Consider the following 23,725-nt stretch of genomic DNA (forward strand, 5'->3'; position numbering starts at 1 on the left):
GTCAATATCTACCGAGGAGGCTTTGATGCGCGGGTTAATACAACTTCTGCAGCGCGATGATGAAGTGACCTCGGCTCTTGCAGATAGCGAAAAAATTATTGCTCCTACTCCAACCTACCCATTTCTCTTGGCAATCAGAGCAGCAAGCAAGCCGCTACTGGTCATCACCAGTTCAAGTAAGGCTGCGGAAGATCTAGCTGATGAATTGAAATCTTTACACCCAGAAGTATTTGAGTTTCCCGCTTGGGAGACCTTGCCGCACGAACGGCTGAGCCCTCGTAGTGACACTGTCGCCAAACGACTAGCAACGCTCTATGCGCTAAAGACTCCGACAGGTAATCCCATTGTGGTCGCACCTATTCGAGCAGTCATTCACAGATTCATTGCAGACCTTGCTCACACTCCGATGTGGACTCTTGAAATCGGGCAAGAGATAGCACTGACTGAGTTAGCAACGCACCTGACTGCACTGTCATTTACCCGTACCGATCTTGTGGAAAAACGAGGCGAGTTTGCGGTGCGAGGCGGGATCGTCGATATCTTTTTGCCACTTGCCGCACATCCTGTGCGAATCGATTTCTTCGGTGATGAAATTGAAGAGTTGTCATATTTCGATGTTTCAGATCAGAGAACCACATCGCCAGTAATGGGCAAACTTTCAATCTTGCCGTGTCGTGAACTCTTACTTACTGATGCGATTCGGGAACGTGCAGAAGCTTTGAAAGAGCAATACCCATCAGCGATTGAAATTCTCGACAAAATTACTGAAGGAATGATTGTTGATGGAATGGAATCGCTGATTCCACTACTTACTGATGACTTTGAAACAATTTTGGATCGATTACCTGCAAGCACGGAAGTCTTTTTCTTAGATCAAGAACGAATAAAGACTCGAACAGCTGATCTGATTGAAACAAATGCTGAATTCTTAGCTGCCTCGTGGTCAAGTGCAGCCATAGGTGGCAACGCGCCATTACCTGTTGAGAAAGTAACTTTCTTAGATTGGTCGGGACTTGAGCAAGAAATGAGCCGGCTAGCTATCCCCGTTCGCTCCTTGAATTCTTTTGGAAGCGATCTTGATTCCAGCGCCGTGTTCTTAGATTTCTCTCCGATTGATCCGATGCGCGGCAATGTGGAATCTCTCTGTGAATTGCTTCGTACCGCTTTAGAAGCACATGAGAGCGTGATTTTCTCAACTCCCGGCCACGGTATGGCAGAGCGGTATGCCGGAATCTTTCGCGATGCTGACCTACCGGTGCAGATGACTGCCGAGCTTTCAGCGCAACCAACGAAAGGCGCAATTCATATAACTCAATCTGTCATGGGTTATGGATTCGCAAGTGGCCATGCCGGAGTTTTATTCGTGACAGAGCGTGACTTATCGGGAAGTAAAACCAATACCAAAGATGGCGCGCGTATGCCTTCTAAACGCAAGCAAGCAATTGATCCATTAGAACTACGAACCGGTGATTTTGTTGTGCACGAACAACACGGTATTGGTAGATATATCGAGCTAGTACAACGCACCGTGGCAGATGTGACGCGCGAATATTTGGTTATTGAGTATGCCTCAGCAAAGCGTGGTCAACCAGGAGACCGGATTTTTGTTCCCACAGATACGTTGGAGCAGATCAGTAAGTATGTGGGTGGGGAAACTCCCACAGTGCATCGCATCGGAAGTGGTGAATGGCTTAAAGCTAAGGGGCGTGCCCGTAAGGCTGTTCGCCAGATTGCAGGGGAGTTAATTCGCTTATATGCAGCGCGCACCAGCGCTCCTGGCTATGCCTTCTCACCTGACACGCCATGGCAGCGAGAGTTAGAAGATGCTTTTTCTTACATTGAAACCCCAGATCAACTTTCGACGATAGAAGATGTTAAACGGGATATGGAACGCCCATATCCGATGGATCGAATTATTTGTGGTGATGTTGGTTATGGAAAGACTGAGATTGCAATCCGAGCAGCCTTTAAGGCTGTTCAAGATGGCAAGCAAGTTGCAGTGTTGGTTCCCACAACGCTCCTTGTGCAACAACACACAAAAACCTTTGCTGAACGTTATGCCGGTTTTCCAATAAAAGTCGCTGGGCTCTCGCGCTTTAACACAGCAAAAGAGAGCAAGGAGATTTTGGCTGATTTAGCGCAAGGGTCGGTAGATGTTGTAGTGGGCACACACCGCATCCTTTCTAACGATGTGCAGTTTAAAGATCTTGGCCTTGTGATTGTCGATGAAGAACAACGTTTTGGAGTTGAGCAGAAAGAGTCCTTGAAGAAGATGCGCACCACTGTTGATGTGCTGGCCATGTCTGCCACCCCTATACCGCGCACGCTAGAGATGGCTGTAACCGGAATCCGTGAGATGTCCACCATCACTACTCCACCTGAAGAGCGCCATCCCATCCTTACTTATGTGGGACCAGCCGAAGATGCGCAGATAAAGGCCGCGATTCACCGCGAGCTCTTGCGCGATGGACAAATCTTTTACATCCATAACAGAGTTGAATCTATAGACAGAGCAGCATCAAAGTTACAAGAGTTAGTACCAGAGGCCCGAATAAGAATTGCCCATGGCCAGATGAGTGAAGGCCAACTTGAAGATGTCATTCTCGCCTTCTGGAATCGTGATTTTGATATCTTGGTCTGCACCACCATTGTTGAGAGCGGACTAGATATTGCCAATGCAAATACTTTGATTGTTGAACGCTCTGAAAACTTTGGACTCTCCCAGTTGCATCAACTACGTGGTCGAGTGGGTCGCGGGCGAGAGCGCGCATATGCCTACTTCCTCTATCCACCAGATCAGCCACTTTCAGAAATTGCACTAGACCGATTGAAAACAATTGCAACGAACACGGATTTAGGTTCTGGAATGCGAGTGGCACTGAAAGACCTAGAGATTCGTGGTGCTGGCAATCTGCTCGGTGGAGAGCAGTCAGGACATATTGCAGATGTCGGTTTTGATTTATACATGCGCATGGTGGGTGAAGCGGTCAACGAATATAAGACTGGTTTTATTGAAACCGAAGAGAAGAACCACGAATGCAAGGTTGAACTTCCCGTTAATGCTCACCTATCTGAAAGCTATGTTCCAGGTGAAAGGCTAAGACTTGATCTCTACCGGCGATTAGCTGATGTGCGAAACGATGTCGAAGTTCAATCGATTCAAGAAGAACTAGTTGATCGATTCGGGGAGCCACCTCACGAGGCGCTTTCCTTACTTCGAGTTGCGCAACTACGAGCATTTGCAAAATCTCTCGGCGTGCGAGAGGTTGTGGCAGCCGGTAAGTACTTGCGCATTTCGCCACTGAATCTGCCGGAATCAAAACAACTCAGACTGAACCGACTTTTTCCGGGCTCGCTCTATAAATCGGCATCCAATACCGTGATGATCGCCATTCCGCGCGCTGCCGCATGGACACCGACGGCGCAAGGCTCGGCAGTCATAGGGGATACTTCTCTCCTGGAGTGGGCTGCAAAATCCCTCGATGATGTAACGAAAGAGAGCACCTCGTGAAGAAGTTCCTTACTGTGATTGCTGTTCTGTCAGCACTTGCTCTGACCGGATGCGCAAAGGCAGATACCGCTGCATCAATTGGCGATATCACCATCACGCAGGCACAGGCGCAATCAAAGATTAATGAACTCTTAGCAGAGCGCGCAAAGATTGATACAGCAGGTACCCAATTTGAAACTGGGAACGCGCTTAAGCGAAGCCAACTTCGCTTCACAATTATTACAACAGTGTTTGATGAAATTGCGAAAGAACTAAAAATCACTGTGTCGACCACAGAACTTGAGAACTCCCGCCAAGGCATTTATAGCCAAATTGGTGGAGAGGCAGAACTTTCCAAGAGTTTAGTTGCCGCACAGATTGCACCATCGAATTTCGACCGCTATCTACGCGCCACCATCATCTCAAATAAATTATCTGGTGCTCTTGCAATGGGTGGAGTTGGCGAAGCAGAGGTTCAGGCAAGGATCAGTGAGCTACTTCAGAAAAAAGCTGAGCAACTTAACGTCACAGTTAACCCTCGTTATGGCGTATGGGATGACGCCTCAGGTGATCTCATTGCTGGAGATTCTGCCGGATCAGCAGTAGTTCCATCAAATAAGTAACGCTCATGTCACAGTCAGAACTTCAACGCCTAGTTGAGGTGATGGACCGCCTTCGTTCACCAGGTGGCTGTGCATGGGATGCGGAACAAACTCATGAATCACTTATCAAATATCTGATGGAAGAGTCTTATGAATTCATCGATGCCATTGAGACCGATGATCGCACCGGGATGCGGGAAGAACTCGGCGATGTATTACTCCAGGTCTATTTCCACTCTCGCATCGCCCAAGATCATCCAACAGATCCTTTCTCAATCGAGGATGTAGCAAGAGCTATCGCAGATAAGTTAATCAGTCGTCACCCGCATGTCTTTGAGAACCTTAAAGTCAGCGGCACGCAAGAGATTATTGAAAACTGGGAAGCAATTAAAGCCAGAGAGAAGGGGCGCACCTCTGCCATTGATGGCATTGCGATGTCGCAGCCCGCACTGCCACTAGTTTCTAAGATTTTCTATCGCGCTGAAAAATACGGAGTTGAATTAGAGCTTGCCGGCTACACCACTGAAGAAGAGGCCAATGAAAGCGCCGTTGGCGCGGCACTTGCTTCAGTCATTGGCTGGGCACATGCCAATGGCATCGATCCCGAGAGCGCCTTACGTGCGCAGGCTCGAAAGATGATTGCCGAAATTCTTGCGAAGGAGCAATCAGGCTCGCGATAGGATTACCTCCTGCCCTCAACGTCGAGCGCTCAATCGACAGATTTTCTATAACAGGAGAGACCACATGGCAATTATCGAAGCAATCGGCGCTCGCGAAATTCTAGATTCTCGCGGAAATCCAACAGTTGAGGTTGAGATTCAACTTGAAGATGGAACACAAGCGCGAGCTGCAGTACCAAGTGGTGCATCTACCGGAGCATTTGAAGCAGCCGAACTACGTGATGGAGATAAGAAGCGCTACCTGGGTAAAGGCGTCCTGAAGGCAATTGATTTTGTTAACAATGAAATCGCACCAGAAATCGAAGGCTATGACTCACAAGATCAGCGCCTGATTGATTCAGAGATGATCGCACTCGATGGCACTCCCAATAAGTCACGCTTAGGCGCGAATGCAATTCTTGGAGTTTCACTTGCTGTTGCAAAAGCTTCAGCTGAATCTTCACATCTTTCACTCTTTCGTTACGTGGGTGGACCAAATGCCCATGTGCTGCCAGTACCAATGATGAATATCCTCAATGGCGGAGCGCATGCTGATACCAACGTTGATATTCAAGAATTTATGATTGCCCCCATTGGCGCAGAGACATTCCGCGAATCACTTCGCTGGGGCGCTGAGATTTATCACGCACTAAAAGCAGTACTTAAAAAGCGTGGACTTGCCACTTCTGTCGGCGATGAAGGTGGATTCGCACCCAACCTTGATAGCAATCGGGCAGCCCTTGATCTCATCCTGGAAGCAATTACCGCAGCAGGCTTTAAGCCAGGTAAAGAGATAGCGCTCGCTATGGATGTAGCTGCAACTGAGTTCCACGAGAACGGTAAGTACAAGTTCGAAGGCTCACTTCGCACATCAGATGAAATGATTGCTTACTACGCAGAGCTTGTGAGCGCCTACCCAATCGTTTCTATTGAAGATCCTCTGGATGAAGAAGATTGGGCAGGTTGGAAGTCAATGACAACATCGCTTGGCTCAAAGATTCAGATTGTGGGAGATGACCTATTTGTTACCAACCCTGTGCGTCTAGCAAAGGGAATTGATACAGATACCGCTAACGCCCTGCTAGTTAAGGTAAATCAGATTGGAACTCTTACTGAAACTCTGGATGCGGTAGATCTGGCACATCGCGCTAACTATCGCAGCATGATGTCTCACCGCTCAGGTGAAACTGAAGACACCACAATTGCTGATTTAGCGGTTGCCACAAACTGTGGCCAGATCAAGACTGGTGCACCATCTCGCACAGAGCGCGTTGCTAAATACAACCAACTTCTTCGCATCGAAGAGGAACTATCTGATGGCGCGGTCTATGCAGGACGCCAAGCATTCCCACGCTTTAAAGGCTAATCACAAAAGATGGCGCTCAAATCTAGTTCTGGAAAGCGAAAGAAAAGTTACCGCTCGCGAAATCTTAATTTCAATCGCCGCCAGGGATCTGGACGCCTACTGGCTGTCACAGCAATCTTTTTTATGTTAGCCCTTTTCCTTGCCCCTCCAATAAAGAATTACTTTGTGCAGCGCGCACAGATAAATGCTCTTGAATCACAGCTGAAGAGTGATAACTCAGCACTTGATGCAGCCCGCAAAGAATTACTGCTCTGGCAAGATCCTGAATATATTAAATCTCAAGCCCGCGAACGATTGCACTTTGTCCTGCCAGGTGAGCGGCAATACATTGTTACCGGAACAGATGGCGAGAACTCTGACCAGCCTGCCCAGACCGATGTTGTGAGCAACCTGCCGGAAGGACAACCTTGGTATACCCGCATGATTGCCTCAATTACCGAAGCAGGTAAAGGGTGAGCGCTGACAATCGCAGACCAACGGATGCAGATCTGGCTGTTATTGAAAATCAATTGGGGCGCACACCTCGTGATGTCCACGCAATTGCCTATCGCTGCCCCTGCGGAAAGCCTGCTGTTGTCGAAACACCACCACGGCTTAGTAACGGTGAACCATTTCCCACTTTCTACTATGCAACCTGCCCACGTCTTACCGCAGCGATTTCAACTCTGGAAACAACTGGCATGATGGGTGAAATGCAGGCCCGACTTGAAACTGACGCTGTATTAGCAGGTGAATATGCAGCGGCGCACGATGATTACATTGCAGCTCGTTCTGCGCTGCAGATAGATGTTCCAGAGGTAGAAAATGTTTCAGCAGGTGGTATGCCCAATCGCGTCAAATGCCTGCACTCACTTATTGCTCATTCACTTTCTGCAGGACCGGGTGTAAACCCATTGGGCGATGAAGCACTTGCAGCGCTGCCCGAGTGGTGGAAGCACTTGTCATGCGAGTAGCCGCTATTGATTGCGGTACCAATTCAATTCGCTTGCTGATAGCCGATATTGATGGTGCCAACTTTCGCGAAATCCATCGCGAGATGGAGATAGTTCGCCTAGGCCAAGGTGTTGATAAGACCGGCCAATTTCATCCCGATGCAATCATTCGCACACTAGCTGCCGTAGATAAATTCGCAATTGAAATAGCGAAGCGTGGCGTTGAAAAGATTCGCTTCTGTGCCACAAGTGCAACGCGCGATGCAACAAATAGAGACTTGTTTATTGATGGCGTTAAAGAACGACTTGGTATCGGACCTGAAGTAATTCCAGGAGAAGTTGAAGCAGCGCTTTCCTTCCAGGGAGCCACGCGAGATTTCCCAGCCACAGACGGACCCTTTCTTGTGATCGATATCGGCGGTGGTTCTACCGAGTTTGTCTTTGGCACCACCGATGTGGAATTTGCAAAGAGTATGAATATTGGTTGCGTCCGAATGACAGAGCGCCACTTCACTGGCGGAGATGCCGACCCTGGCCAAATTGCTGCAGCAATCGAAGATATCGATGAGGCAATTGCCCAAGCTGCCAAAATTGTTCCTATAACTCAATCAACGACTTTGATCGCAGTAGCTGGCACAGCAACCACTGTTGCAGCTGCTGCTCTAGAACTTAGCACCTATGACAGATATGCAATCCACCTCTCCCGAATCTCTGCCGAGAAGGTCCATGCAACTTCAAAGATGTTTCTTTCCAGCAAGCGAGAAGATCGCGAGGCACTTGGATATATGCACCCGGGTCGCGTTGATGTAATCGGTGCTGGTTCACTTGTTCTCTCACGCATCATGCTCGCAACCGGCGCTACCGAATTTGTTGCATCTGAATCAGATATTCTCGATGGAATGGCTTGGTCACTTGTATAAGTCGATTGAATTACTTGATAAGGCAATTATTAAATGCCATCGATGCCCTCGGTTAGTTGAGTGGCGCGAAGAAGTTGCAGTGGTAAAGCGTAAGTCATATGAAAACGAGACATACTGGGGAAAGCCAGTGACTGGATTTGGTTCAACTAAGCCCAAGATGCTCATCGTTGGGCTTGCACCGGGTGCCCACGGTGCTAACCGCACCGGGCGAATCTTTACCGGTGATTCTTCCGGTGATTGGCTCTACGGATCATTACACCGAATCGGTATTGCAAAGATTGCAACATCTACTTCGCGCGATGACGGACAAGTACTTAAAGAGACTCGAATCTCGATGGCTGTGCGTTGTGCTCCACCAGGAAATAAACCCACCACTGAAGAGCGCGACACATGTGCACCCTATTTTGAAAATGAACTCCAGCTAATTGCGCCCACAGTGAGATCTTTTGTCGCACTTGGAAACTTTGGCTGGCAGGTATTAATCAAGTCGCTAAAAGAGCAAGGGCATAAATTCCCTTCAACAAAGTTTGGACACGCAACCACAATTAAGTACTCACATGATGGAATTAACTATTTAATCATTGGTAGTTACCACCCAAGTCAACAGAACACTTTCACAGGCAAACTCACCAAGCCAATGCTCGATTCAGTGTTGAAGAAAGCAGCTAAGTTCGCGGGTATTAAGTAACTTTTCGCATAGTAGACTTCGCATCTCTATTGGCCCCCATAGTCCAATGGCAGAGACAGAGGACTTAAAATCCTTCCAGTATCGGTTCGAGTCCGATTGGGGGCACAAAATGCTCGAACCCTCTTGAAAAATCTCAACCAGGAAAGTAATATTTCCCAATTCAACGGAGAACTTAGGAGATTAAAAAATGCTAGCGACTTATTCATGTGCCAAGTGCGAAATGTCAGTCAATGCAAGCTGTGCAAAGTGCAACCTACCTTTGGTCAATGACTCTCTAGCGCTCCCAGATGGCAGCAATGTTCAGATTTCTCGTTGCCCACAGTGCGAAGGAAAGATTAAGTCTCCAATGTGCTGTGGTTCAGATATGAGCTGCTCGATCTAACGCAAGAAACATTGTGTGGGTGTCTAAATGAGTAGTAAAGATCTCTGTCTTTCCATTCTTGAAAAGTGCAATGTGCCAGTTAACTCCAGCGAGCCATGGAGCCTGCAGGTAAAGAATGAAAAACTATGGGATCGCGTTGCATCCCAGCATCAGCTTGGCCTGGGTGAGGCTTACATGGATGGCTGGTGGGAGTGCGAAGATATTGATGAGATGCTCACCAGACTATTAACTGTTGATGCAACATCCTTTCTGAAGCCTTCAATTCCTTTAGTTGCGAGTGCGTTGAAATCTAGGATTTTAAATATGCAGACTAAATCTAAAGCTGCAAAGAATGCTAAACATCATTACAACATCGGCAATGACCTATATACGCGAATGCTTGATAGTGAAATGGCCTATAGCTGCGGATATTGGCAAAATGCAAAAACGTTAGATGAGGCGCAGATAGCTAAGTTTGATTTAATCTGTCGCAAACTAAAACTTGAAAAAGGTATGACCCTGCTTGATATCGGAAGCGGTTGGGGAGGGCTCCTGCGCCATGCGGTAAGAAACTATGGCGTTATCGCAACCGGAATTTCTCCGGCAGATCAACAGATTATCCTGGCTCGAGAGAAGTCAGCCGGACTCAATATTAATTTTGTGCAAATGGATTACCGAGATCTCACCGGCCGATTTGACCGTATTGTTTCGGTAGGAATGATGGAGCATGTAGGGCCCAAAAACTTTAAAGAGTTCTTTACCAAGTGCGATGAACTGCTGGTTGATGACGGAATTATGTTGCACCATCTCATATCAAGCACAGTTCCCCAGAGCAACACAGACCCATTCTTTAATCGATATATCTTCCCTGGGGGAGTTATTCCATCTCCTGGGCAGATTAGTAACGCGGCCGAGGGACTCTTTGTCCTGGAGGACACTCACAATTTTGGACTTGATTACGAGACAACGCTGCTGCATTGGTATAAAAATATTAATTCCAAGTGGGATGAGATTCCTCAATACGATCTGCGCTTTAGACGAATGTGGAACTACTACCTGCTAGCTTCAGCGGCCGGTTTTAAAGCTCGACATCTGCATCTGAACCAATACGTGTTCCGTAAAGGTGGCGTGCTCGCCCCCTATCTTCCGGTTCGCTGAGCGTATTTAGCCCCTAAAACTGGAAATTTTCCTGGTTTGCCGTACGTTATATGCCGTACGGGAGCTCGTTCTCGCACATATATAAGGAGAAATTAATGCGCAGTTCTAACCCAGTCCTTAGCGGCCGCGGTTTCGCTCGTATCAAGGGTGATGCAGTCGGCACTCGCGACCTCAACACAATCGAGGCTCGCCCATCATCTGCACCAATGTCTATTGACGATGTCGTCATTAAGACCGCAGGACTCTTTGCTGTACTGGTTACAGTCGGAGCCTTTGCTTGGCGTGCAAATAGTCCAACACTTGCCCTCATCGGATTCATCGGCGGTTTTATTCTCGCGATGGTCAATTCATTTTCGAAGAAAGTTCGCCCACCACTAGTTATCGCTTATGCCGCAGCCCAAGGTTTGGCACTCGGAACTATCAGCCGCATCTATAACGATTCATACAATGGAATCGTTGGCCAAGCAGTAATTGCAACAGCGTGTGCCTTCGGTGGAGTTCTCCTTGCCTATCGCAGTGGCAAGATTCGGGTAACACCAAAGTTCAGTCGCATCATGATGGGCTCACTCATTGGGTATGTCATCTTTGGCGTAGCAACAATCTTTATTGGCTTCCCAGGTGGAGCCCTCGGTCTACTTATCTCTGTAGGTGGAGTAGCGCTCGCATCAATGTTTATCGTGATGGATCTAGATCAGATTGAAAAGGCAGTTGCAGCTGGCGTTCCACAAGAGGAATCATGGCGCTGTGCATTTGGCCTCATGGTTACCTTGGTCTGGCTCTATCTTGAAGTACTGCGACTGATTTCAATTCTGCGCAGTAATGATTAATTAATCTTCAGTAATCAAAAATTACTGAGATTGCCCGAGATGCGAAGACCGCGTCTCGGGCAATTTTATTGATGCCACAACGGCTGCTGCCATCATCACAGCGGTAAGTGCGAAAGCTGGTTGATACCCATAAGAATCTGCGATTGCACCAAGGAGCACAGGTGCAACCATCGCCCCGGCATCCGCAGACATTTGAAATAAGCCAATGACCTGACCGCCCTTACCCTCAATCACATCGCCCACGACGGCGGCAGGAGTAGTGGAAAGGAATGCTCCACCTATACCGACGATGGCGCTAGCAAGAAAGAACATCCAGGAGTTCATGGTGAAGACAAGGGTGAGTGCAAAGAGTGCAGTGAGGGAAGTGCCCACAATGAGAGAAAATCGGCGCCCATTGATATCTGACATTCTCCCAGCTTGAAGAAGGAAGGCGCCTTGAATCAATGTGGTCAGCGTGAAACCGAAGCCCATCACTGCGGGAGATATTTTAAGATCTTCGACAATAAATAGTGGCAAGATTGAACGACTCATTCCGAAGAATGTCCAAGCTGCACAGAAGGAAACAAAGAGTGCGATTCGATATGGCTTCAGCGCTAACGCAGATTTGAGAGTGACCACATCATTTTGTTGGTCGCCGCTCGGCTTGGCTGCAAGTGCTGAGTGACGCAATAAAATTGCACCGGATGAGCTGGCACCGAGAAGGAATACTCCATAGATCAACAGGGGAGCACGTAGTGAAAATGCGGAGAGTGCTCCACCTACTGCAGGTCCAGCAATCATTCCCAGCAGAAAGGTCCCGTTATAGAGTGACTGCACGCGTGCGCGGTGGTCGTCACCGACTGCTCGAACAAGAATTGAACCAGCTGCAACCGAGAACATAGAAGAACCGATTCCGCCCACTGCGCGAAAAATCAGTAGTTGCTCGTAATTCTGAGCAAGGCCTGCCGCAAATGAAGTCAGAGCTACGAAACCGATACCAACTGAATAAACCCATCTTTCACCGAATTTATCAACTAATTTTCCGGAGATGAGCCCCGATGCAAAACGTGCAAAAGCAAATGTCGAGACGATTGCACCAACTTGAGCGTGATTGACTCCGAAGGATCTAGCAAAGAGTGGAATCGTGGGTGCGATGATTCCGAAGCCAACTGCCACAAAGAATGAGGCAAAGACAATGACGCCAACCTCACGCGGAAACTCCGCAAAGGGATTGGTAAATTTAAATCGCACCTGCGCAGTCTAATGGGCTGCATTTGGCAAGATGTTACTGAGGGAGATTGCCCATTCAAAAATTTGGTAGGTTGGCCTGGTGAAATCAGTAATTGCGCAAGACCTCGTTAAAACCTATGACAAAGGAAAAGTTCGAGCACTTGATGGCTTGAGCCTGGATGTTGAAGAAGGCACAGTTCTCAGCGTGCTTGGACCCAATGGCGCAGGAAAAACTACTGTTGTAAGAATTCTGACAACTTTATTGCGCGCAGATTCTGGAAATGCATCAGTTGCTGGCATTGATGTAATGAAAAATCCTGAGAGGGTACGCGAGGTTATTGGTTTATCAGGTCAATACGCCGCAGTTGATGAGATTCTTACCGGATATGACAATTTAGTGATGTTCGGTGAGTTGTATCACCTAGGTAAGAAGAACGCTGTTCTTCGAGCAAATGAGCTACTTGAGCGATTTTCACTGACAGAGGCAGCCAGGCGCCCAATTAAGACTTATTCAGGCGGAATGCGCCGTCGGTTAGATTTAGCAGCATCTCTGATTGTTAAACCAAAAGTTCTCTTCCTCGATGAACCCACTACTGGCCTTGATCCACGTGGTCGCCAGGAGATGTGGGGAGTTATCCAAGAGTTGGTAAAAGGTGGGGTAACGCTGCTGCTGACCACGCAATATCTGGAAGAAGCAGATCAATTAGCAGATGACATCGTGGTAATTGATACTGGAAAAGTAATTGCTCGTGGAACATCAGATGCCTTGAAAAAACAGGTGGGCGGAGAACGGCTGGAAGTAGTTGTGGAACAAGCCCACGTTGCCAAGACTCTGGAAATAGTTGGTGCGGTAAGTGAAAACAAGGCGAGCCTCGATGAAGGTCTGCGCTTAATCTCAGCCCCAGTTTCTACTGGTTCTGCTGCACTCTTTGAAGTTTTGAAATCACTCGATGCCGCCGGGATCCATGCATTGGACGTTGGCCTGAAGCGACCATCACTTGACGATGTATTTCTTTCTTTGACTGGCCATGTGGCGCAGGAGAAGAAGGAAGAAGTGGCAGAAAAGAAGAGGGGCAGAAAATGAGTGCAATCAACGATGTAGCAATTATTACCCGCAGACAGTTACTACTTCTTAGTCGTGTGCCAGAGGTGCTGATTTTCTCAACAATTCAACCAGTGATGTTCGTACTGCTCTTCCGCTATGTATTTGGTGGCTCGATTGATACCGGCCAACCTGGCGGATATGTGCAGCTATTGATGCCCGGAATCTTTGTACAAACAGTTGCGTTTACCTTAGCTGGCACTGCCTCTGGCTTAGCCGAAGATATGAAGAAGGGGCTAATTGATCGATTTAGATCACTACCCATCTCACAATCAGCACTCGTCATTGGTCGCACGCTTGGTGATTCACTTTTAAATATCGTCGTGCTCGCCGTGATGGGTATTGCCGGTTATGTGGTCGGATGGCGCCCGTCTAGTGGCATTGGCAGCATTGCCCTCGGATTTATCTTCTTACTCTGCTTTGGTTACGCGCTCTCGTGGGTCGGAGTGCTGGTTGGGCTTTCGGCATCTGATGCGCGGGTGGTGCAAAACGTCAGCTTTATCGTGACCTTCCCACTGACCTTCTTATCGAATGCCTTTGCACCCACAACCGGAATGCCGCGCGCCCTGCAGTACTTTGCAGAATGGAATCCAGTCTCAACCATGGTGGCCGCCTGCCGCGAACTCTTTGGCCTAGAGAATCAATTTGGTGCAACTGCTGGTTCTTTTCCCAGTGAGAACCCACTGATAACTTCACTTATTTACATGATTATTATTATGGCAATATTTATTCCGCTCAGCCTTCGTAAATATCGCAATTACGCAGATTAACTATAAAACTCGGCGCTCTTAATCTCGACCTTGATATCACGCCCATTGGGTGCGGTGTATGAAACGGTAGCTCCAATTTCTGCACCTAATACGGCTGCCCCCAGTGGTGATTTCTCGGAATACACATCGAGCTCACCGGATGCGATTTCGCGCGAACCAAGTAAGAACTTCATCTCATCACCTGCGATAGATGCGGTGACAACCATGCCTGCTCCTACTTTTCCATCGGCGCTGGCTGGCGGCGTTCCGATATGGGCGCTTTCTAACATCTGCTTTATTTGGCGAATACGCGCTTCCATCTTGCCTTGCTCATCGCGCGCTGCGTGATAGCCGCCGTTCTCTTTCAGATCTCCTTCAGCGCGCGCTGCCTCAATCTTTGCCGTAATTTCTTTCCGTCCCGGACCTTCTAGGCTCGCAAGTTCGCCAGCTAAACGATCAGCTGCTTCTTGGGTAAGCCAGGTCTGTTGGGAAGTCATAGAGGACAATCTTAGGGCAGAGTGCGACAACGTGAAATGCCCACATTGACCGCATCTGCGCGGGTAGGAACGACATATGTGGGCTCAAGATAGGTTTCGCCAGCTGCGATAGTGATATCAATTTGTCCCACCACGTTCTTCTCATAATCGCGCGCAACGAGTGTGCATTGAACTTCCTTTTTGCCATCGGCTCTTTGCACCAAGAATCGAATCTCCGGGTTGCGCGGATCTTCATTTGAAAAAGAGATAAGTTCATAACGAAGCGCCGGGTTGGCTTGATGTAGGCCGGCCCAGAGTAACCACGCTCCGCCAACAATTGCGAAGCCAGCTGCATACTTCACCCACCCGCGCGCAGGAGTGATTCCATATCGATCGTTAAAATCGAATTGGTCGTTTTCTACCGGCATGGGAGAATCTTCTCATGGCAAAAGACGTTGAAGTAGGTGTCGCTGGTTCGCTGACAATGATTGCCCTTTTCTCGACCATTGCGTTTTTGCTTCGTAATTTCTATAAGCGTTACAACCGGATGCAAGAACGTGAGCAGCTACGCCAGGAGAATGAGGGCGAGAATTAAGAAGTCACCCATCCAGCGATTAGGCGCAGGCCTACTCGTTCTTTTTCTGGTGACTATCTTGATTGGACTTGGGCTCTGGCAGCTTGACCGGGCTAATCAGATGCGCAATCCGGCTGTTGTGCCCATTGATCGCACAATTTATCCACTCACAGAACTAGCAACTCCCACTGGAACAATCCCCGCAACAAGTGTTGGCAAACAAGTGCGCACCGCCGGCAACTACATCGCCAACTACAAAGCACCCAATCAAATTGATGGCAACGGCAAAGTTGGCGACTGGGAAGTTGCGCTACTGCAAAACGAGACAGATACTGCAATTCTTGTGGTGCGCGGACTATGGAAAGAGCGGTTGCAATCACCAGAAATCGCGATGTCGACCAGAGTTGAAATCACTGGCACCCTGATGCCGCGCCAATTCGATGATCGCGCCACAAACACCCCGTCTCAGATCTCTCGACTAGATAGCAGCATTCTGGTTGCTACTACTGACTACCAGCTCTATGACGGTTTCATTTTAGAAAAAAGTGAGCAGACTAGAAACGGTGAGATTACGCGAACCAGAATTCTGGAACCCAAACTTACATCGGGTGTGCCCGGCTACTACTGGCAACATATTTCTTATGTGGTGGTGTGGTGGTTTATGGCCGGCCTGGTGTTATATGCCCCCTTCTATCAGCGCCGTGAAGAAAAGTTATAAGGTTCTACCTATGACAGAGACGACATCGACCGGGGCACTGACCCGCTTTCGCCTGCTAGCTGTGCTCTGCGGAGTAAATCTGCTCTTGCTCGTCTTTGGCTACATGCCAGCTAAATACATCTTCGATGCCCTGGAAAACAATGGCTGGATCATCTTCATTCCGATCGCCCACGGCTACCTCTACATCGTTTACATCCTGACCGTCCTTCAAATTGGCGTTCAGAAGCGGATGAAATTCCTGACCATAATTGCCCTGATTGCCGCGGGAACACTGCCAGTTGCATCATTTATTGCAGAGCGCAGAATCACGAAGAAGTACGGGCCAGTCAGGTAAACGTTGTATTACATCTCAACCATTAATGGCGTGTCGCACCAATAGTCCATTTCTTTCGTTCTATCTTTTGCAAGTCAGAAGCACCACCCAATCTCTTCCCCATGACTACAACTACAGAGAATGGTTAGGCCTTGGCTACTTCAAAGAAGAGTGATTCTGCCCGTAAAACCTATGTCTTAGATACCTCAGTACTCCTGGCAGATCCCGGGGCAATGTCCCGATTTGAAGAACATGAAGTCATTATTCCAATCGCTGTGATTGGCGAACTTGAGACCAAACGCGACCATCCGGAACTCGGTTACTTTGCCCGCGCCGCACTTCGCGCACTTGATGATCTTCGCATTGAACATGGTCGCCTTGATTCAGCTCTGACAATTACACCTGAAGGTGGAACACTCTCGGTCGAACTTAATCACACAGATTTAAGCACCTTGCCCCACGGCTTCTTGCGCGATGGCACCAATGATTCGCGCATCCTGGCCATTGCCAAGAACCTAATGTCAGATGGCAAGAATGTGGTTCTTGTGACCAAAGATCTTCCATTGCGAGTGAAGGCATCATCGGTGGGAGTTGAAGCCCAAGAGTATTTAGCAGAGCTTGTCTCTAATAGCGGCTGGACTGGCATTGAAGAAGTATCTGTTGGCCACAGCACTATCGATGAGCTCTATTCATCTGATCGAGCAGACCACGAATGTGCTCATAAGTTTCCGGTTCACACCGGGATCGTGCTGCACTCGGAAAAAGGAAGCGCACTTGCCCGGGTGACTGAGAGCAAGCAACTGCAATTAGTGCGCGGTGACCGCCAAGCTTTTGGTCTTCATGGTCGCAGCGCCGAACAACGCATTGCACTAGATCTGCTCCTTGATGAATCAATTGGCATCGTCTCACTCGGGGGACGAGCCGGAACTGGTAAGTCAGCGCTGGCTCTCTGCGCCGGACTTGAAGCGGTGATGGAAAAGCGCCTTCATAAGAAAGTTGTCATCTTCCGCCCCCTCTATCCGGTCGGCGGACAAGAGCTTGGCTACCTACCGGGCAGTGAAGGCGAGAAGATGTCGCCTTGGGCCCAAGCAGTCTTCGATACTTTAGGCGCACTTGTGAGCCAAGCAGTCATTGATGAAATTATTGCTAGAGGTCTGATTGAAGTTCTGCCGCTGACCCACATCCGCGGGCGCTCGCTGCATGACTCCTTTGTCATTGTTGATGAAGCCCAATCACTAGAACGCGGAGTGCTACTGACCGTCCTATCCAGAATCGGCCAGGCATCACGGGTAGTTCTCACCCATGACGTTGCCCAACGCGATAACTTGCGCGTGGGCCGCCATGATGGCGTGGTCGCAGTGGTGGAAACGCTCAAAGGCCATCCACTCTTTGCCCATGTGACCCTGACTCGATCAGAGCGCTCACCGATTGCCGCCCTGGTCACTGAACTGCTGGAAGGTCCGCAAAGCTAAGCCGGGTGTTTTTACCTCTATTTAAATCTCACAGTAACAAATCGGACATATAGGACTTTGCCCTAGCTGACCTGGGCTTTTACCTATCCACAACCACCCCTTTCTCTGTGAATTTGCGACCCACGCAGGATTAAATTTGCGACCCACCCCCTGACTAGACACGATTAAGCCCTTCCCCCAGGTAACAACCTCATTTCTGAGGTCATGGCGCCATGGGCAAAGCAGGTCAGAGATGACCCGAGGATGAAAGGAGTACCGAAGATGAGATCAGAGCTGCGCCAATTCTTCGCCGCCCTTGCCTCCTTTACCGGCGGGCGAGTCACCAAGCCTGCGCTCTGGGCGACCGTTGCTTCGATGCTCTTACTCGCCGTGGCCCAGCCAAGTGCCTACGGTCTGGATTTTCCTATGACTAGCCGGCTAGCTCTACCTGATTCAGTAAATCTGACCAGTCAGAATCCGATGGCAAAGAATTTGAGGGTCAAGAGCGGACTACCGATGGCATCACTTTCTAGCCAGATGTCTGAGATGGCGATCGTTGCCACCTTAAGCCGCCAGGTCGAAATGGCCCGCACCATCGTTGGCGCCAAAAATGTAACTAAGGCGATCATGGCCGATGAATATGGTTGGGAGGGCGAGCAGTATCGGTGCCTGAATAACTTATGGACCAAAGAAAGCCATTGGAATTACAAAGCACATAACTACCGCTCTGGCGCCCATGGAATTCCACAAGCCCTACCTGCCTCCAAGATGGATCTGATCGCCGATGATTGGCGCACCAATCCGGTGACCCAGATTCGTTGGGGACTTCGCTATATCGAAGGCCGTTATGACACACCATGTGGTGCTTGGTCTAAGTTCAAGCGCAGTCGTTACTACTAGAACTTAAGGCTTAACCCCGATAGTTAACGGCCGCATCGTTTCGGCAAAGAAATCATTTCCCTTATCGTCAACAACGATAAACGCTGGGAAATCAACGACATCAATCTTCCAGACTGCTTCCATGCCAAGATCTGCAAAATCTAAGACTTCCACCTTCTTGATGCAATCTTGGGCCAGGCGTGCTGCCGGTCCGCCAATGGAACCGAGATAGAAACCCTTATGTTTATTACAGGCATCGGTAACTGCCTTAGATCGATTTCCCTTTGCCAACATGACAAGTGACCCACCAGCTGCTTGGAATTGATCCACATAAGAATCCATTCGGCCAGCAGTGGTGGGGCCAAATGAACCAGAGGCCATCCCAGTTGGTGTCTTTGCCGGTCCTGCGTAATAAACGGCGTGCTGCTTTAAGTATTCTGGCATCTCTTTACCGGCATCGAGCATCTCTTTGATTCGAGAGTGTGCCAAATCGCGCGCCACCACAATGGTGCCACTTAATGACAGACGAGTCTTTACTGGGTACTTAGAAAGCTCGGCCCGAATAGCATCCATAGATTGATTCAAATCAACTTTTACGACGTTATCAGCTAAATGTTCATCGGTAGTTTCCGGCAAGAAGTGAGCTGGCTCAGTCTCTAACTGCTCAATGAATATGCCATCTTTGGTGATCTTCGCCTTTGCTTGGCGATCTGCCGAACAGGAGACTGCAATAGCAATCGGCAGTGATGCTCCATGGCGAGGAAGGCGCACAACTCGCACATCGTGACAGAAGTACTTGCCGCCAAACTGGGCGCCAATACCTAACTTCTGCGTGAGCTTAAATACTTCTTCTTCCAGGGCCAGATCGCGAAAGCCATGGCCTGACACACCATCTCCGGAAGTAGGTAAGTTATCGAGGTAATGGGTGCTGGCGAGCTTTGAGGTCTTAACTGTGTATTCGGCACTGGTGCCACCAATAGCTATAGCTAAGTGATACGGGGGACAAGCTGCGGTGCCAATCGAGCGGAGCTTTTCATCTAACCAATTTAAAAATGAGGTTGGGTTTAAAACTGCCTTGGTCTCTTGATAGAGGAAAGATTTGTTGGCACTGCCGCCGCCTTTGGCGATAAATAAGAAGTTGTACTCATCCGGGTGCTCACTATCTGCATAAATCTCAATTTGGGCCGGCAGGTTATTGCCGGTGTTCTTCTCTTCCCATGTTGTTGTGGGAGCCATCTGTGAATACCGCAGATTTAACTTGGTAAATGCGTCATAGACACCTTGGGCAAGTGCGACTTCATCTTTTGAACTAGTTAATACGTATTGCCCCTTCTTGCCCATGATCAGAGCTGTTCCTGTGTCTTGGCACATCGGCAAGATTCCACCGGCTGCAATATTGGCATTTTTAAGTAAGTCCAACGCCACGAAGCGATCATTGGCTGAGGCTTCCGGATCGGACAGAATCTTGGAGAGTTGTTGTAGATGCTCACTGCGCAGGTAATGTGAAATATCGTGCATCGCAGTTTCGGTGAGCAAAGTGAGCGCCTCGGGTGTGACGGTAAGAAATTCCTTATCGCCTAAATTCTCAACGCTCACGCCCTCTTTCGTCAGCAAGCGATACTGAGTTGTATCTTCGCCAATTGGCAGTAGGTCTGAGTAGGAAAAATTGGGTGACATCTACTGTTCCTCAGATTTCGCAGAATTCTTTGCTGCGTCTAATTTCTTCTTCGCGCCATCAAGCCATTGCTGACAGATCTTTGCCAGCTCTTCTCCGCGCTCCCATAACTTCAGCGACTCTTCCAGGGTTGCGCTGCCATCTTCTAGTGATTCAACTATCTCGGCCAGCTCATCACGAGCGGCTTCATAGGAGGGCTGTGCATCTTTAGCGGCCATGAGCACAATCTACTCTCTTGTAGTTATTCGGGAGAACTAACGGTGGCTGCGGTCTCACCTTTTGCCACACGAATGCGCAAACGAGTGCCCACCTTCACCTTTGTGGCATCGCGCAGGATTGTGCCATCTGCTAACTGCACCACCGAATACCCGCGGTCCATCGTTGATTGTGGTGAGAGCGAACGCAGGTGGGCTTTAACACCCGCTAGCTCTTTCTTCTCAATTTCAATAATCGAGGCAAAGCTGCGAATAGATCTATCTCGCAGCGCCTTTATCTCATCGCGGCGGGAGGTAACCATCAGCTGCGGGTCTTTCATCACCGGGCGATTTCGTAGTTGAGCAATCAAATTGATCTCATAGCCAATGGTGGAGACCAGCGTTCGATACATGCGATCTCGTATCTTTTCGATATCGCTAATTTCTTGCGCAATATCTGGAACCACGCGCTTGGCCGCATCGGTGGGAGTCGATGCGCGATAGTCGGCGACATAGTCAAGAAGCGGTGCATCTTTCTCATGGCCGATAGCACTGACAATCGGTGTGGTGCACTGCGACGCTAGTCGAACGAGTGACTCATCACTAAAAGGCAGCAGATCTTCGAAGGAGCCACCACCACGAGTAATGATGATGACATCTACATCCGGGTCATCCTCAAGCTCTCTCAGCGCTGCTGACACTTCCACAACCGCGGCGGCGCCCTGCACTGCTACTTCCCGAATTTCAAATTCAACTGCTGGCCAGCGCCGGCGGGCATTTTCCACCACATCTTTTTCAGCATCGGTATTGCGACCACAGATCAAGCCAACTTTTCGCGGAAGTCTTGGTAGTGCAATCTTTCTATCAGCGCTAAATAATCCTTCGGCAGCTAACTTCTCTTTCAGTGCTTCCAGACGTGCAAGAAGTTCGCCCACACCCACTTGGCTAATCTCTTTGGCAGACATTGTCAGTGAGCCGTTTTTAGTAAACCACGAAGGTTTGGCATGGATCACAACGCGCGCATTTGCTGGCAGTGGTTGCACGCTGGCTAATACTGATTTGTGACACATCACAGAAAGGCTCATATCTGCACTGGTATCGCGCAGTCGCATAAATGCCATGCCACCGCTGCGTTCATTAAGTTCTGAAATCTCGCCCTCAATCCAGATTGGGCCAAGACGATCCACATACTCTTTTATCGCTTCTGAGACCACGCGCACTGGCGCCGGGGCTTCTCGTGAAGTTTCGAACATGGGGTGAGCCTATTAGACTGACCCTTATGAGTAGAAGAGTTCTCTTAGCCGCGCCTCGTGGTTATTGCGCCGGCGTTGATCGCGCAGTGATTGCCGTTGAAAAATCACTGGAACTCTATGGCGCTCCGGTCTATGTCCGTAAAGAAATTGTCCACAACAAGCATGTGGTCTCAACTCTGGAAAAGCGCGGCGTCATTTTTGTTAATGAAACCGATGAAGTGCCAGAGGGTGCGACAGTTGTCTTTTCTGCCCATGGCGTATCACCTGCCGTGCACGAACAAGCAGCTGCCCGAAACCTTAAAACTATCGATGCCACCTGCCCCTTGGTAACCAAGGTGCATAATGAAGTAAAGCGGTTCGCCGATGATGAAACTGAAATTCTTCTGATTGGCCATATTGGCCATGAAGAAGTTGAAGGAACTGCCGGTGAAGCACCAGGCAAAGTGCGCGTTGTCGATGGCCTAGATGAAGCTCGCACCATCATTCCCACACCAGGTAAGAAGTTGGTCTGGCTCACACAGACCACTCTCTCAGTTGATGAAACTATGCAATCTGTTGCCATTCTTAAAGAACGTTTCCCAGAAATTGCCAACCCACCATCAGATGACATTTGTTATGCCACCCAAAATCGCCAAGAAGCAATTAAGGCAATTGCCCCACAAGCAGATCTGGTTATTGTTGTGGGTTCGACAAACTCATCGAACTCCGTGCGCTTAGTTGAAGTGGCGCTGGAATATGGCGCAAAAGCTGCCTATCTCGTTGATTATGCAACTGAGGTAAAAGATGAATGGTTTGAAGGTGTGGAAGTAATTGGTGTGACAAGTGGAGCATCTGTTCCGGAAATTCTGGTCAATGACTTACTTAAGCATTTAGATGAGCATGGCTATAGCGATGTGGAAGAAGTGCGATCATCGGAGGAGACGCTCCTCTTTGCACTACCGAAAGAGCTACGCGCTGATTTAAAGGCTGCTAAGTAGCAACCCTAACCGCCCACTAGTTTTAATTGGTAACTACTTATCTATAACCTGGAACTCTTGCATATTCCTGCATTAAATAGGGAACAGCTTTAGTTTTATACCAAACGTCAATTTCGACGCCATATATTCTTTGGAATGAATCGCGCCAATCTGTATCAAGAGAGAAGGCACGCCAGAACTCCATCATTTTTTCGAAACCGCCATCTGCCATTAATGCCTCTGAGAGAAGCAATCCCGTTCCGTATGCAAATCGATTTTTGTAGTCACAACCTCCACTGAAATTACCTTCAAGGCTTTTTAGGTGGGTAAACCATTGGGAATCAGTGAATTTTCGAATCTCAACACTACCTCCCTGGTATGAATTCATATCCGCTCTCTTGGCATCGTCGTACACACGAAGTCCATATTTTTCAGTTATTTGAAAGTTTGCAAATAGATTTGCACTACCTTCACGCAACCAACATGGCATTTGATCCGTACGATTCTTAGTGAGCTGTTGCTGAACTATATGAACATTTTCGTGAGGAACCATTGCGTCAGCTTGTATTGGACGAGTCGAGCTTCGAAAAAATGAAAGGTGGCTCCGGCCTTCCTGTGATGGCACAGATCCAGCATTTAATTGGGCACCTTCTCTTTCTAGTCGCCCTTGATATTCGCGTGCTGTAGACCCATTTACATCTAAGTCATAAGTTTTCCACGCGTTAACCAACCACTCCAGTTCTTTTTCTGTGGCATAAAAAACATTGAATAATTCTGTTCCGTCATAAACACTTGTCCAATACTCCATAGCGAAATTCAATTCTGACTCTATTTTTTCCTTAAAACCTGCAACTGCATTAGGAGAGTAGTGATATCTAAAGAGGTTATTAACAGGCTTAGGTATCATCGCCTTCTTCATATTTGCAAGAGAAAGTGATTGAACCGATTGCTTAGTTGTCGTTTCAACTTTCACACCCTTATTCCAAACTAATTTCTTTCCAGTTTTGATGCAGGTATATTTCTTGCCGAGAACCACTTCTGTGTTACCTGCTTGAGTGCACTTAGCGCCTGCTTTAGCAGCAGCGTTTGCTGGCATAAGGGGAATTGATAGAAAAAGAGAAAGTATTGATAAGAATGCAATGAGCTTCTTAGCCATATGAAAAGCCTATGCGG

Annotated in this window: 26 protein-coding genes and 1 tRNA gene; 20 read left to right on the forward strand and 7 right to left on the reverse strand. The window is 48.5% G+C overall.

Annotated elements, in window-relative coordinates; genetic code table 11:
- Window positions 1-25: 25 nt before the first annotated feature.
- The 12 genes from mfd to A1sIIB142_RS00670 all read left to right on the forward strand — a co-directional run bounded on the left by mfd (window position 26) and on the right by A1sIIB142_RS00670 (window position 11,003).
- Window positions 26-3,511 carry a transcription-repair coupling factor gene (gene mfd, locus A1sIIB142_RS00615; RefSeq protein WP_095693255.1) on the forward strand — a complete coding sequence of 1,162 codons (3,486 nt, stop codon included), beginning with the start codon at window positions 26-28 and terminating at the stop codon, window positions 3,509-3,511.
- Entirely contained in the window at window positions 3,508-4,113 is a 606-nt protein-coding gene (locus tag A1sIIB142_RS00620) for a SurA N-terminal domain-containing protein (RefSeq protein WP_095693256.1), read from the forward strand. Before mfd ends, A1sIIB142_RS00620 begins: the two co-directional genes overlap by 4 nt.
- Before the next feature lie 5 nt (window positions 4,114-4,118).
- Window positions 4,119-4,772 (forward strand): nucleoside triphosphate pyrophosphohydrolase, encoded by a 654-nt coding sequence (locus tag A1sIIB142_RS00625; protein ID WP_095693257.1) that lies wholly within the window; start codon window positions 4,119-4,121, stop codon window positions 4,770-4,772.
- Between the two features lie 64 nt (window positions 4,773-4,836).
- Window positions 4,837-6,117 (forward strand): phosphopyruvate hydratase, encoded by a 1,281-nt coding sequence (eno, locus tag A1sIIB142_RS00630; RefSeq protein WP_095693258.1) that lies wholly within the window; start codon window positions 4,837-4,839, stop codon window positions 6,115-6,117.
- Between the two features lie 9 nt (window positions 6,118-6,126).
- Window positions 6,127-6,573 (forward strand): FtsB family cell division protein, encoded by a 447-nt coding sequence (locus A1sIIB142_RS00635; protein ID WP_095674324.1) that lies wholly within the window; start codon window positions 6,127-6,129, stop codon window positions 6,571-6,573.
- On the forward strand, window positions 6,570-7,070 hold the full coding sequence (locus A1sIIB142_RS00640; RefSeq protein WP_095693259.1) for a DUF501 domain-containing protein: 501 nt from the start codon (window positions 6,570-6,572) through the stop codon (window positions 7,068-7,070). Before A1sIIB142_RS00635 ends, A1sIIB142_RS00640 begins: the two co-directional genes overlap by 4 nt.
- Window positions 7,061-7,969: a Ppx/GppA phosphatase family protein gene (locus A1sIIB142_RS00645; protein WP_095694111.1), complete on the forward strand. Its 909-nt coding sequence runs from the start codon at window positions 7,061-7,063 to the stop codon at window positions 7,967-7,969. Before A1sIIB142_RS00640 ends, A1sIIB142_RS00645 begins: the two co-directional genes overlap by 10 nt.
- Entirely contained in the window at window positions 7,944-8,657 is a 714-nt protein-coding gene (locus tag A1sIIB142_RS00650) for a uracil-DNA glycosylase (RefSeq protein WP_095693260.1), read from the forward strand. The genes A1sIIB142_RS00645 and A1sIIB142_RS00650 overlap by 26 nt, the downstream gene beginning before the upstream one ends.
- A gap of 32 nt (window positions 8,658-8,689) precedes the next feature.
- Window positions 8,690-8,762, forward strand: a tRNA-Leu gene (locus A1sIIB142_RS00655).
- Window positions 8,763-8,844: 82 nt separating this feature from the next.
- Window positions 8,845-9,039 (forward strand): hypothetical protein, encoded by a 195-nt coding sequence (locus tag A1sIIB142_RS06645; RefSeq protein WP_095693261.1) that lies wholly within the window; start codon window positions 8,845-8,847, stop codon window positions 9,037-9,039.
- Window positions 9,040-9,066: 27 nt separating this feature from the next.
- Window positions 9,067-10,176, forward strand: a complete 1,110-nt coding sequence (gene cfa / locus A1sIIB142_RS00665) for a cyclopropane fatty acyl phospholipid synthase (RefSeq protein WP_095693262.1) — start codon at window positions 9,067-9,069, stop codon at window positions 10,174-10,176.
- A gap of 95 nt (window positions 10,177-10,271) precedes the next feature.
- A complete protein-coding gene (locus A1sIIB142_RS00670) occupies window positions 10,272-11,003 on the forward strand; it encodes a Bax inhibitor-1/YccA family protein (RefSeq protein WP_095693263.1) in 732 nt (243 codons plus the stop codon).
- A 21-nt stretch (window positions 11,004-11,024) separates the two neighbouring features.
- On the opposite strand, the gene A1sIIB142_RS00675 is transcribed toward A1sIIB142_RS00670, so the two are convergent.
- Window positions 11,025-12,233 (reverse strand): MFS transporter, encoded by a 1,209-nt coding sequence (locus A1sIIB142_RS00675; RefSeq protein WP_095693264.1) that lies wholly within the window; start codon window positions 12,231-12,233, stop codon window positions 11,025-11,027.
- A gap of 79 nt (window positions 12,234-12,312) precedes the next feature.
- Between A1sIIB142_RS00675 and A1sIIB142_RS00680 the strand changes: the two genes are divergently transcribed.
- On the forward strand, window positions 12,313-13,296 hold the full coding sequence (locus A1sIIB142_RS00680; RefSeq protein WP_095693265.1) for an ATP-binding cassette domain-containing protein: 984 nt from the start codon (window positions 12,313-12,315) through the stop codon (window positions 13,294-13,296).
- Window positions 13,293-14,084 carry an ABC transporter permease gene (locus A1sIIB142_RS00685; RefSeq protein ID WP_095693266.1) on the forward strand — a complete coding sequence of 264 codons (792 nt, stop codon included), beginning with the start codon at window positions 13,293-13,295 and terminating at the stop codon, window positions 14,082-14,084. The genes A1sIIB142_RS00680 and A1sIIB142_RS00685 overlap by 4 nt, the downstream gene beginning before the upstream one ends.
- Here A1sIIB142_RS00685 and greA read toward each other — a convergent pair.
- Window positions 14,081-14,560, reverse strand: a complete 480-nt coding sequence (greA, locus tag A1sIIB142_RS00690) for a transcription elongation factor GreA (RefSeq protein ID WP_095693267.1) — start codon at window positions 14,558-14,560, stop codon at window positions 14,081-14,083. The two genes, A1sIIB142_RS00685 and greA, sit on opposite strands and share 4 nt — an antisense overlap.
- Window positions 14,561-14,571: 11 nt before the next feature.
- A complete protein-coding gene (locus tag A1sIIB142_RS00695; RefSeq protein WP_095693268.1) occupies window positions 14,572-14,967 on the reverse strand; it encodes a DUF4307 domain-containing protein in 396 nt (131 codons plus the stop codon).
- A 14-nt stretch (window positions 14,968-14,981) separates the two neighbouring features.
- On the opposite strand from A1sIIB142_RS00695, the gene A1sIIB142_RS06560 reads away from it, so the two are divergent.
- From A1sIIB142_RS06560 to A1sIIB142_RS00715, 5 genes are all read left to right on the forward strand, one after another.
- Complete coding sequence (locus A1sIIB142_RS06560) at window positions 14,982-15,134, forward strand: hypothetical protein (protein WP_190277065.1); 153 nt, start codon at window positions 14,982-14,984, stop codon at window positions 15,132-15,134.
- Window positions 15,118-15,831 (forward strand): SURF1 family cytochrome oxidase biogenesis protein, encoded by a 714-nt coding sequence (locus A1sIIB142_RS00700; RefSeq protein ID WP_095693269.1) that lies wholly within the window; start codon window positions 15,118-15,120, stop codon window positions 15,829-15,831. Before A1sIIB142_RS06560 ends, A1sIIB142_RS00700 begins: the two co-directional genes overlap by 17 nt.
- 10 nt (window positions 15,832-15,841) lie before the next feature.
- The gene (locus tag A1sIIB142_RS00705; RefSeq protein ID WP_095693270.1) at window positions 15,842-16,165 is read left to right on the forward strand and encodes a DUF3817 domain-containing protein; all 324 of its coding nucleotides are present in this window, start codon (window positions 15,842-15,844) and stop codon (window positions 16,163-16,165) included.
- 131 nt (window positions 16,166-16,296) lie between these two features.
- The gene (locus A1sIIB142_RS00710; RefSeq protein WP_095693271.1) at window positions 16,297-17,616 is read left to right on the forward strand and encodes a PhoH family protein; all 1,320 of its coding nucleotides are present in this window, start codon (window positions 16,297-16,299) and stop codon (window positions 17,614-17,616) included.
- A gap of 261 nt (window positions 17,617-17,877) precedes the next feature.
- A complete protein-coding gene (locus A1sIIB142_RS00715; protein ID WP_223298163.1) occupies window positions 17,878-18,495 on the forward strand; it encodes an aggregation-promoting factor C-terminal-like domain-containing protein in 618 nt (205 codons plus the stop codon).
- A gap of 3 nt (window positions 18,496-18,498) precedes the next feature.
- Here the strand turns inward: A1sIIB142_RS00715 and A1sIIB142_RS00720 are convergent, their stop codons facing one another.
- The 3 genes from A1sIIB142_RS00720 to xseA are packed head-to-tail and all read right to left on the reverse strand — an operon-like array spanning window position 18,499 to window position 21,596.
- On the reverse strand, window positions 18,499-20,151 hold the full coding sequence (locus A1sIIB142_RS00720) for a fumarate hydratase (RefSeq protein ID WP_095693272.1): 1,653 nt from the start codon (window positions 20,149-20,151) through the stop codon (window positions 18,499-18,501).
- Window positions 20,152-20,367 (reverse strand): exodeoxyribonuclease VII small subunit, encoded by a 216-nt coding sequence (locus A1sIIB142_RS00725; protein ID WP_095694112.1) that lies wholly within the window; start codon window positions 20,365-20,367, stop codon window positions 20,152-20,154.
- 23 nt (window positions 20,368-20,390) lie between these two features.
- The gene (xseA, locus tag A1sIIB142_RS00730) at window positions 20,391-21,596 is read right to left on the reverse strand and encodes an exodeoxyribonuclease VII large subunit (protein ID WP_095693273.1); all 1,206 of its coding nucleotides are present in this window, start codon (window positions 21,594-21,596) and stop codon (window positions 20,391-20,393) included.
- A 26-nt stretch (window positions 21,597-21,622) separates the two neighbouring features.
- Between xseA and A1sIIB142_RS00735 the strand changes: the two genes are divergently transcribed.
- Window positions 21,623-22,573 carry a 4-hydroxy-3-methylbut-2-enyl diphosphate reductase gene (locus A1sIIB142_RS00735; RefSeq protein ID WP_095674354.1) on the forward strand — a complete coding sequence of 317 codons (951 nt, stop codon included), beginning with the start codon at window positions 21,623-21,625 and terminating at the stop codon, window positions 22,571-22,573.
- A gap of 37 nt (window positions 22,574-22,610) precedes the next feature.
- Here A1sIIB142_RS00735 and A1sIIB142_RS00740 read toward each other — a convergent pair whose 3' ends face one another.
- Window positions 22,611-23,708 (reverse strand): hypothetical protein, encoded by a 1,098-nt coding sequence (locus A1sIIB142_RS00740; protein WP_095693274.1) that lies wholly within the window; start codon window positions 23,706-23,708, stop codon window positions 22,611-22,613.
- Between the last annotated feature and the right edge of the window lie 17 nt (window positions 23,709-23,725).

Source organism: Candidatus Planktophila versatilis, from assembly GCF_002288345.1.
In the GTDB taxonomy this organism is placed as follows: Bacteria; Actinomycetota; Actinomycetes; order Nanopelagicales; family Nanopelagicaceae; genus Planktophila; species Planktophila versatilis_A.

Bases quoted from the DNA above. Each gene is read 5' to 3' on its own strand.
- mfd (WP_095693255.1), top strand. From the start codon at position 26: ATGCGCGGGTTAATACAACTTCTGCAGCGCGATGATGAAGTGACCTCG.
- A1sIIB142_RS00625 (WP_095693257.1), top strand. From the start codon at position 4,119: ATGTCACAGTCAGAACTTCAACGCCTAGTTGAGGTGATGGACCGCCTT.
- eno (WP_095693258.1), top strand. From the start codon at position 4,837: ATGGCAATTATCGAAGCAATCGGCGCTCGCGAAATTCTAGATTCTCGC.
- A1sIIB142_RS00635 (WP_095674324.1), top strand. From the start codon at position 6,127: ATGGCGCTCAAATCTAGTTCTGGAAAGCGAAAGAAAAGTTACCGCTCG.
- A1sIIB142_RS00645 (WP_095694111.1), top strand. From the start codon at position 7,061: ATGCGAGTAGCCGCTATTGATTGCGGTACCAATTCAATTCGCTTGCTG.
- A1sIIB142_RS00650 (WP_095693260.1), top strand. From the start codon at position 7,944: ATGGAATGGCTTGGTCACTTGTATAAGTCGATTGAATTACTTGATAAG.
- A1sIIB142_RS06645 (WP_095693261.1), top strand. From the start codon at position 8,845: ATGCTAGCGACTTATTCATGTGCCAAGTGCGAAATGTCAGTCAATGCA.
- cfa (WP_095693262.1), top strand. From the start codon at position 9,067: ATGAGTAGTAAAGATCTCTGTCTTTCCATTCTTGAAAAGTGCAATGTG.
- A1sIIB142_RS00670 (WP_095693263.1), top strand. From the start codon at position 10,272: ATGCGCAGTTCTAACCCAGTCCTTAGCGGCCGCGGTTTCGCTCGTATC.
- A1sIIB142_RS00685 (WP_095693266.1), top strand. From the start codon at position 13,293: ATGAGTGCAATCAACGATGTAGCAATTATTACCCGCAGACAGTTACTA.
- greA (WP_095693267.1), bottom strand. From the start codon at position 14,560: ATGACTTCCCAACAGACCTGGCTTACCCAAGAAGCAGCTGATCGTTTA.
- A1sIIB142_RS00695 (WP_095693268.1), bottom strand. From the start codon at position 14,967: ATGCCGGTAGAAAACGACCAATTCGATTTTAACGATCGATATGGAATC.
- A1sIIB142_RS06560 (WP_190277065.1), top strand. From the start codon at position 14,982: ATGGCAAAAGACGTTGAAGTAGGTGTCGCTGGTTCGCTGACAATGATT.
- A1sIIB142_RS00700 (WP_095693269.1), top strand. From the start codon at position 15,118: ATGAGGGCGAGAATTAAGAAGTCACCCATCCAGCGATTAGGCGCAGGC.
- A1sIIB142_RS00705 (WP_095693270.1), top strand. From the start codon at position 15,842: ATGACAGAGACGACATCGACCGGGGCACTGACCCGCTTTCGCCTGCTA.
- A1sIIB142_RS00715 (WP_223298163.1), top strand. From the start codon at position 17,878: ATGAGATCAGAGCTGCGCCAATTCTTCGCCGCCCTTGCCTCCTTTACC.
- A1sIIB142_RS00720 (WP_095693272.1), bottom strand. From the start codon at position 20,151: ATGTCACCCAATTTTTCCTACTCAGACCTACTGCCAATTGGCGAAGAT.
- A1sIIB142_RS00725 (WP_095694112.1), bottom strand. From the start codon at position 20,367: ATGGCCGCTAAAGATGCACAGCCCTCCTATGAAGCCGCTCGTGATGAG.
- xseA (WP_095693273.1), bottom strand. From the start codon at position 21,596: ATGTTCGAAACTTCACGAGAAGCCCCGGCGCCAGTGCGCGTGGTCTCA.
- A1sIIB142_RS00735 (WP_095674354.1), top strand. From the start codon at position 21,623: ATGAGTAGAAGAGTTCTCTTAGCCGCGCCTCGTGGTTATTGCGCCGGC.
- A1sIIB142_RS00740 (WP_095693274.1), bottom strand. From the start codon at position 23,708: ATGGCTAAGAAGCTCATTGCATTCTTATCAATACTTTCTCTTTTTCTA.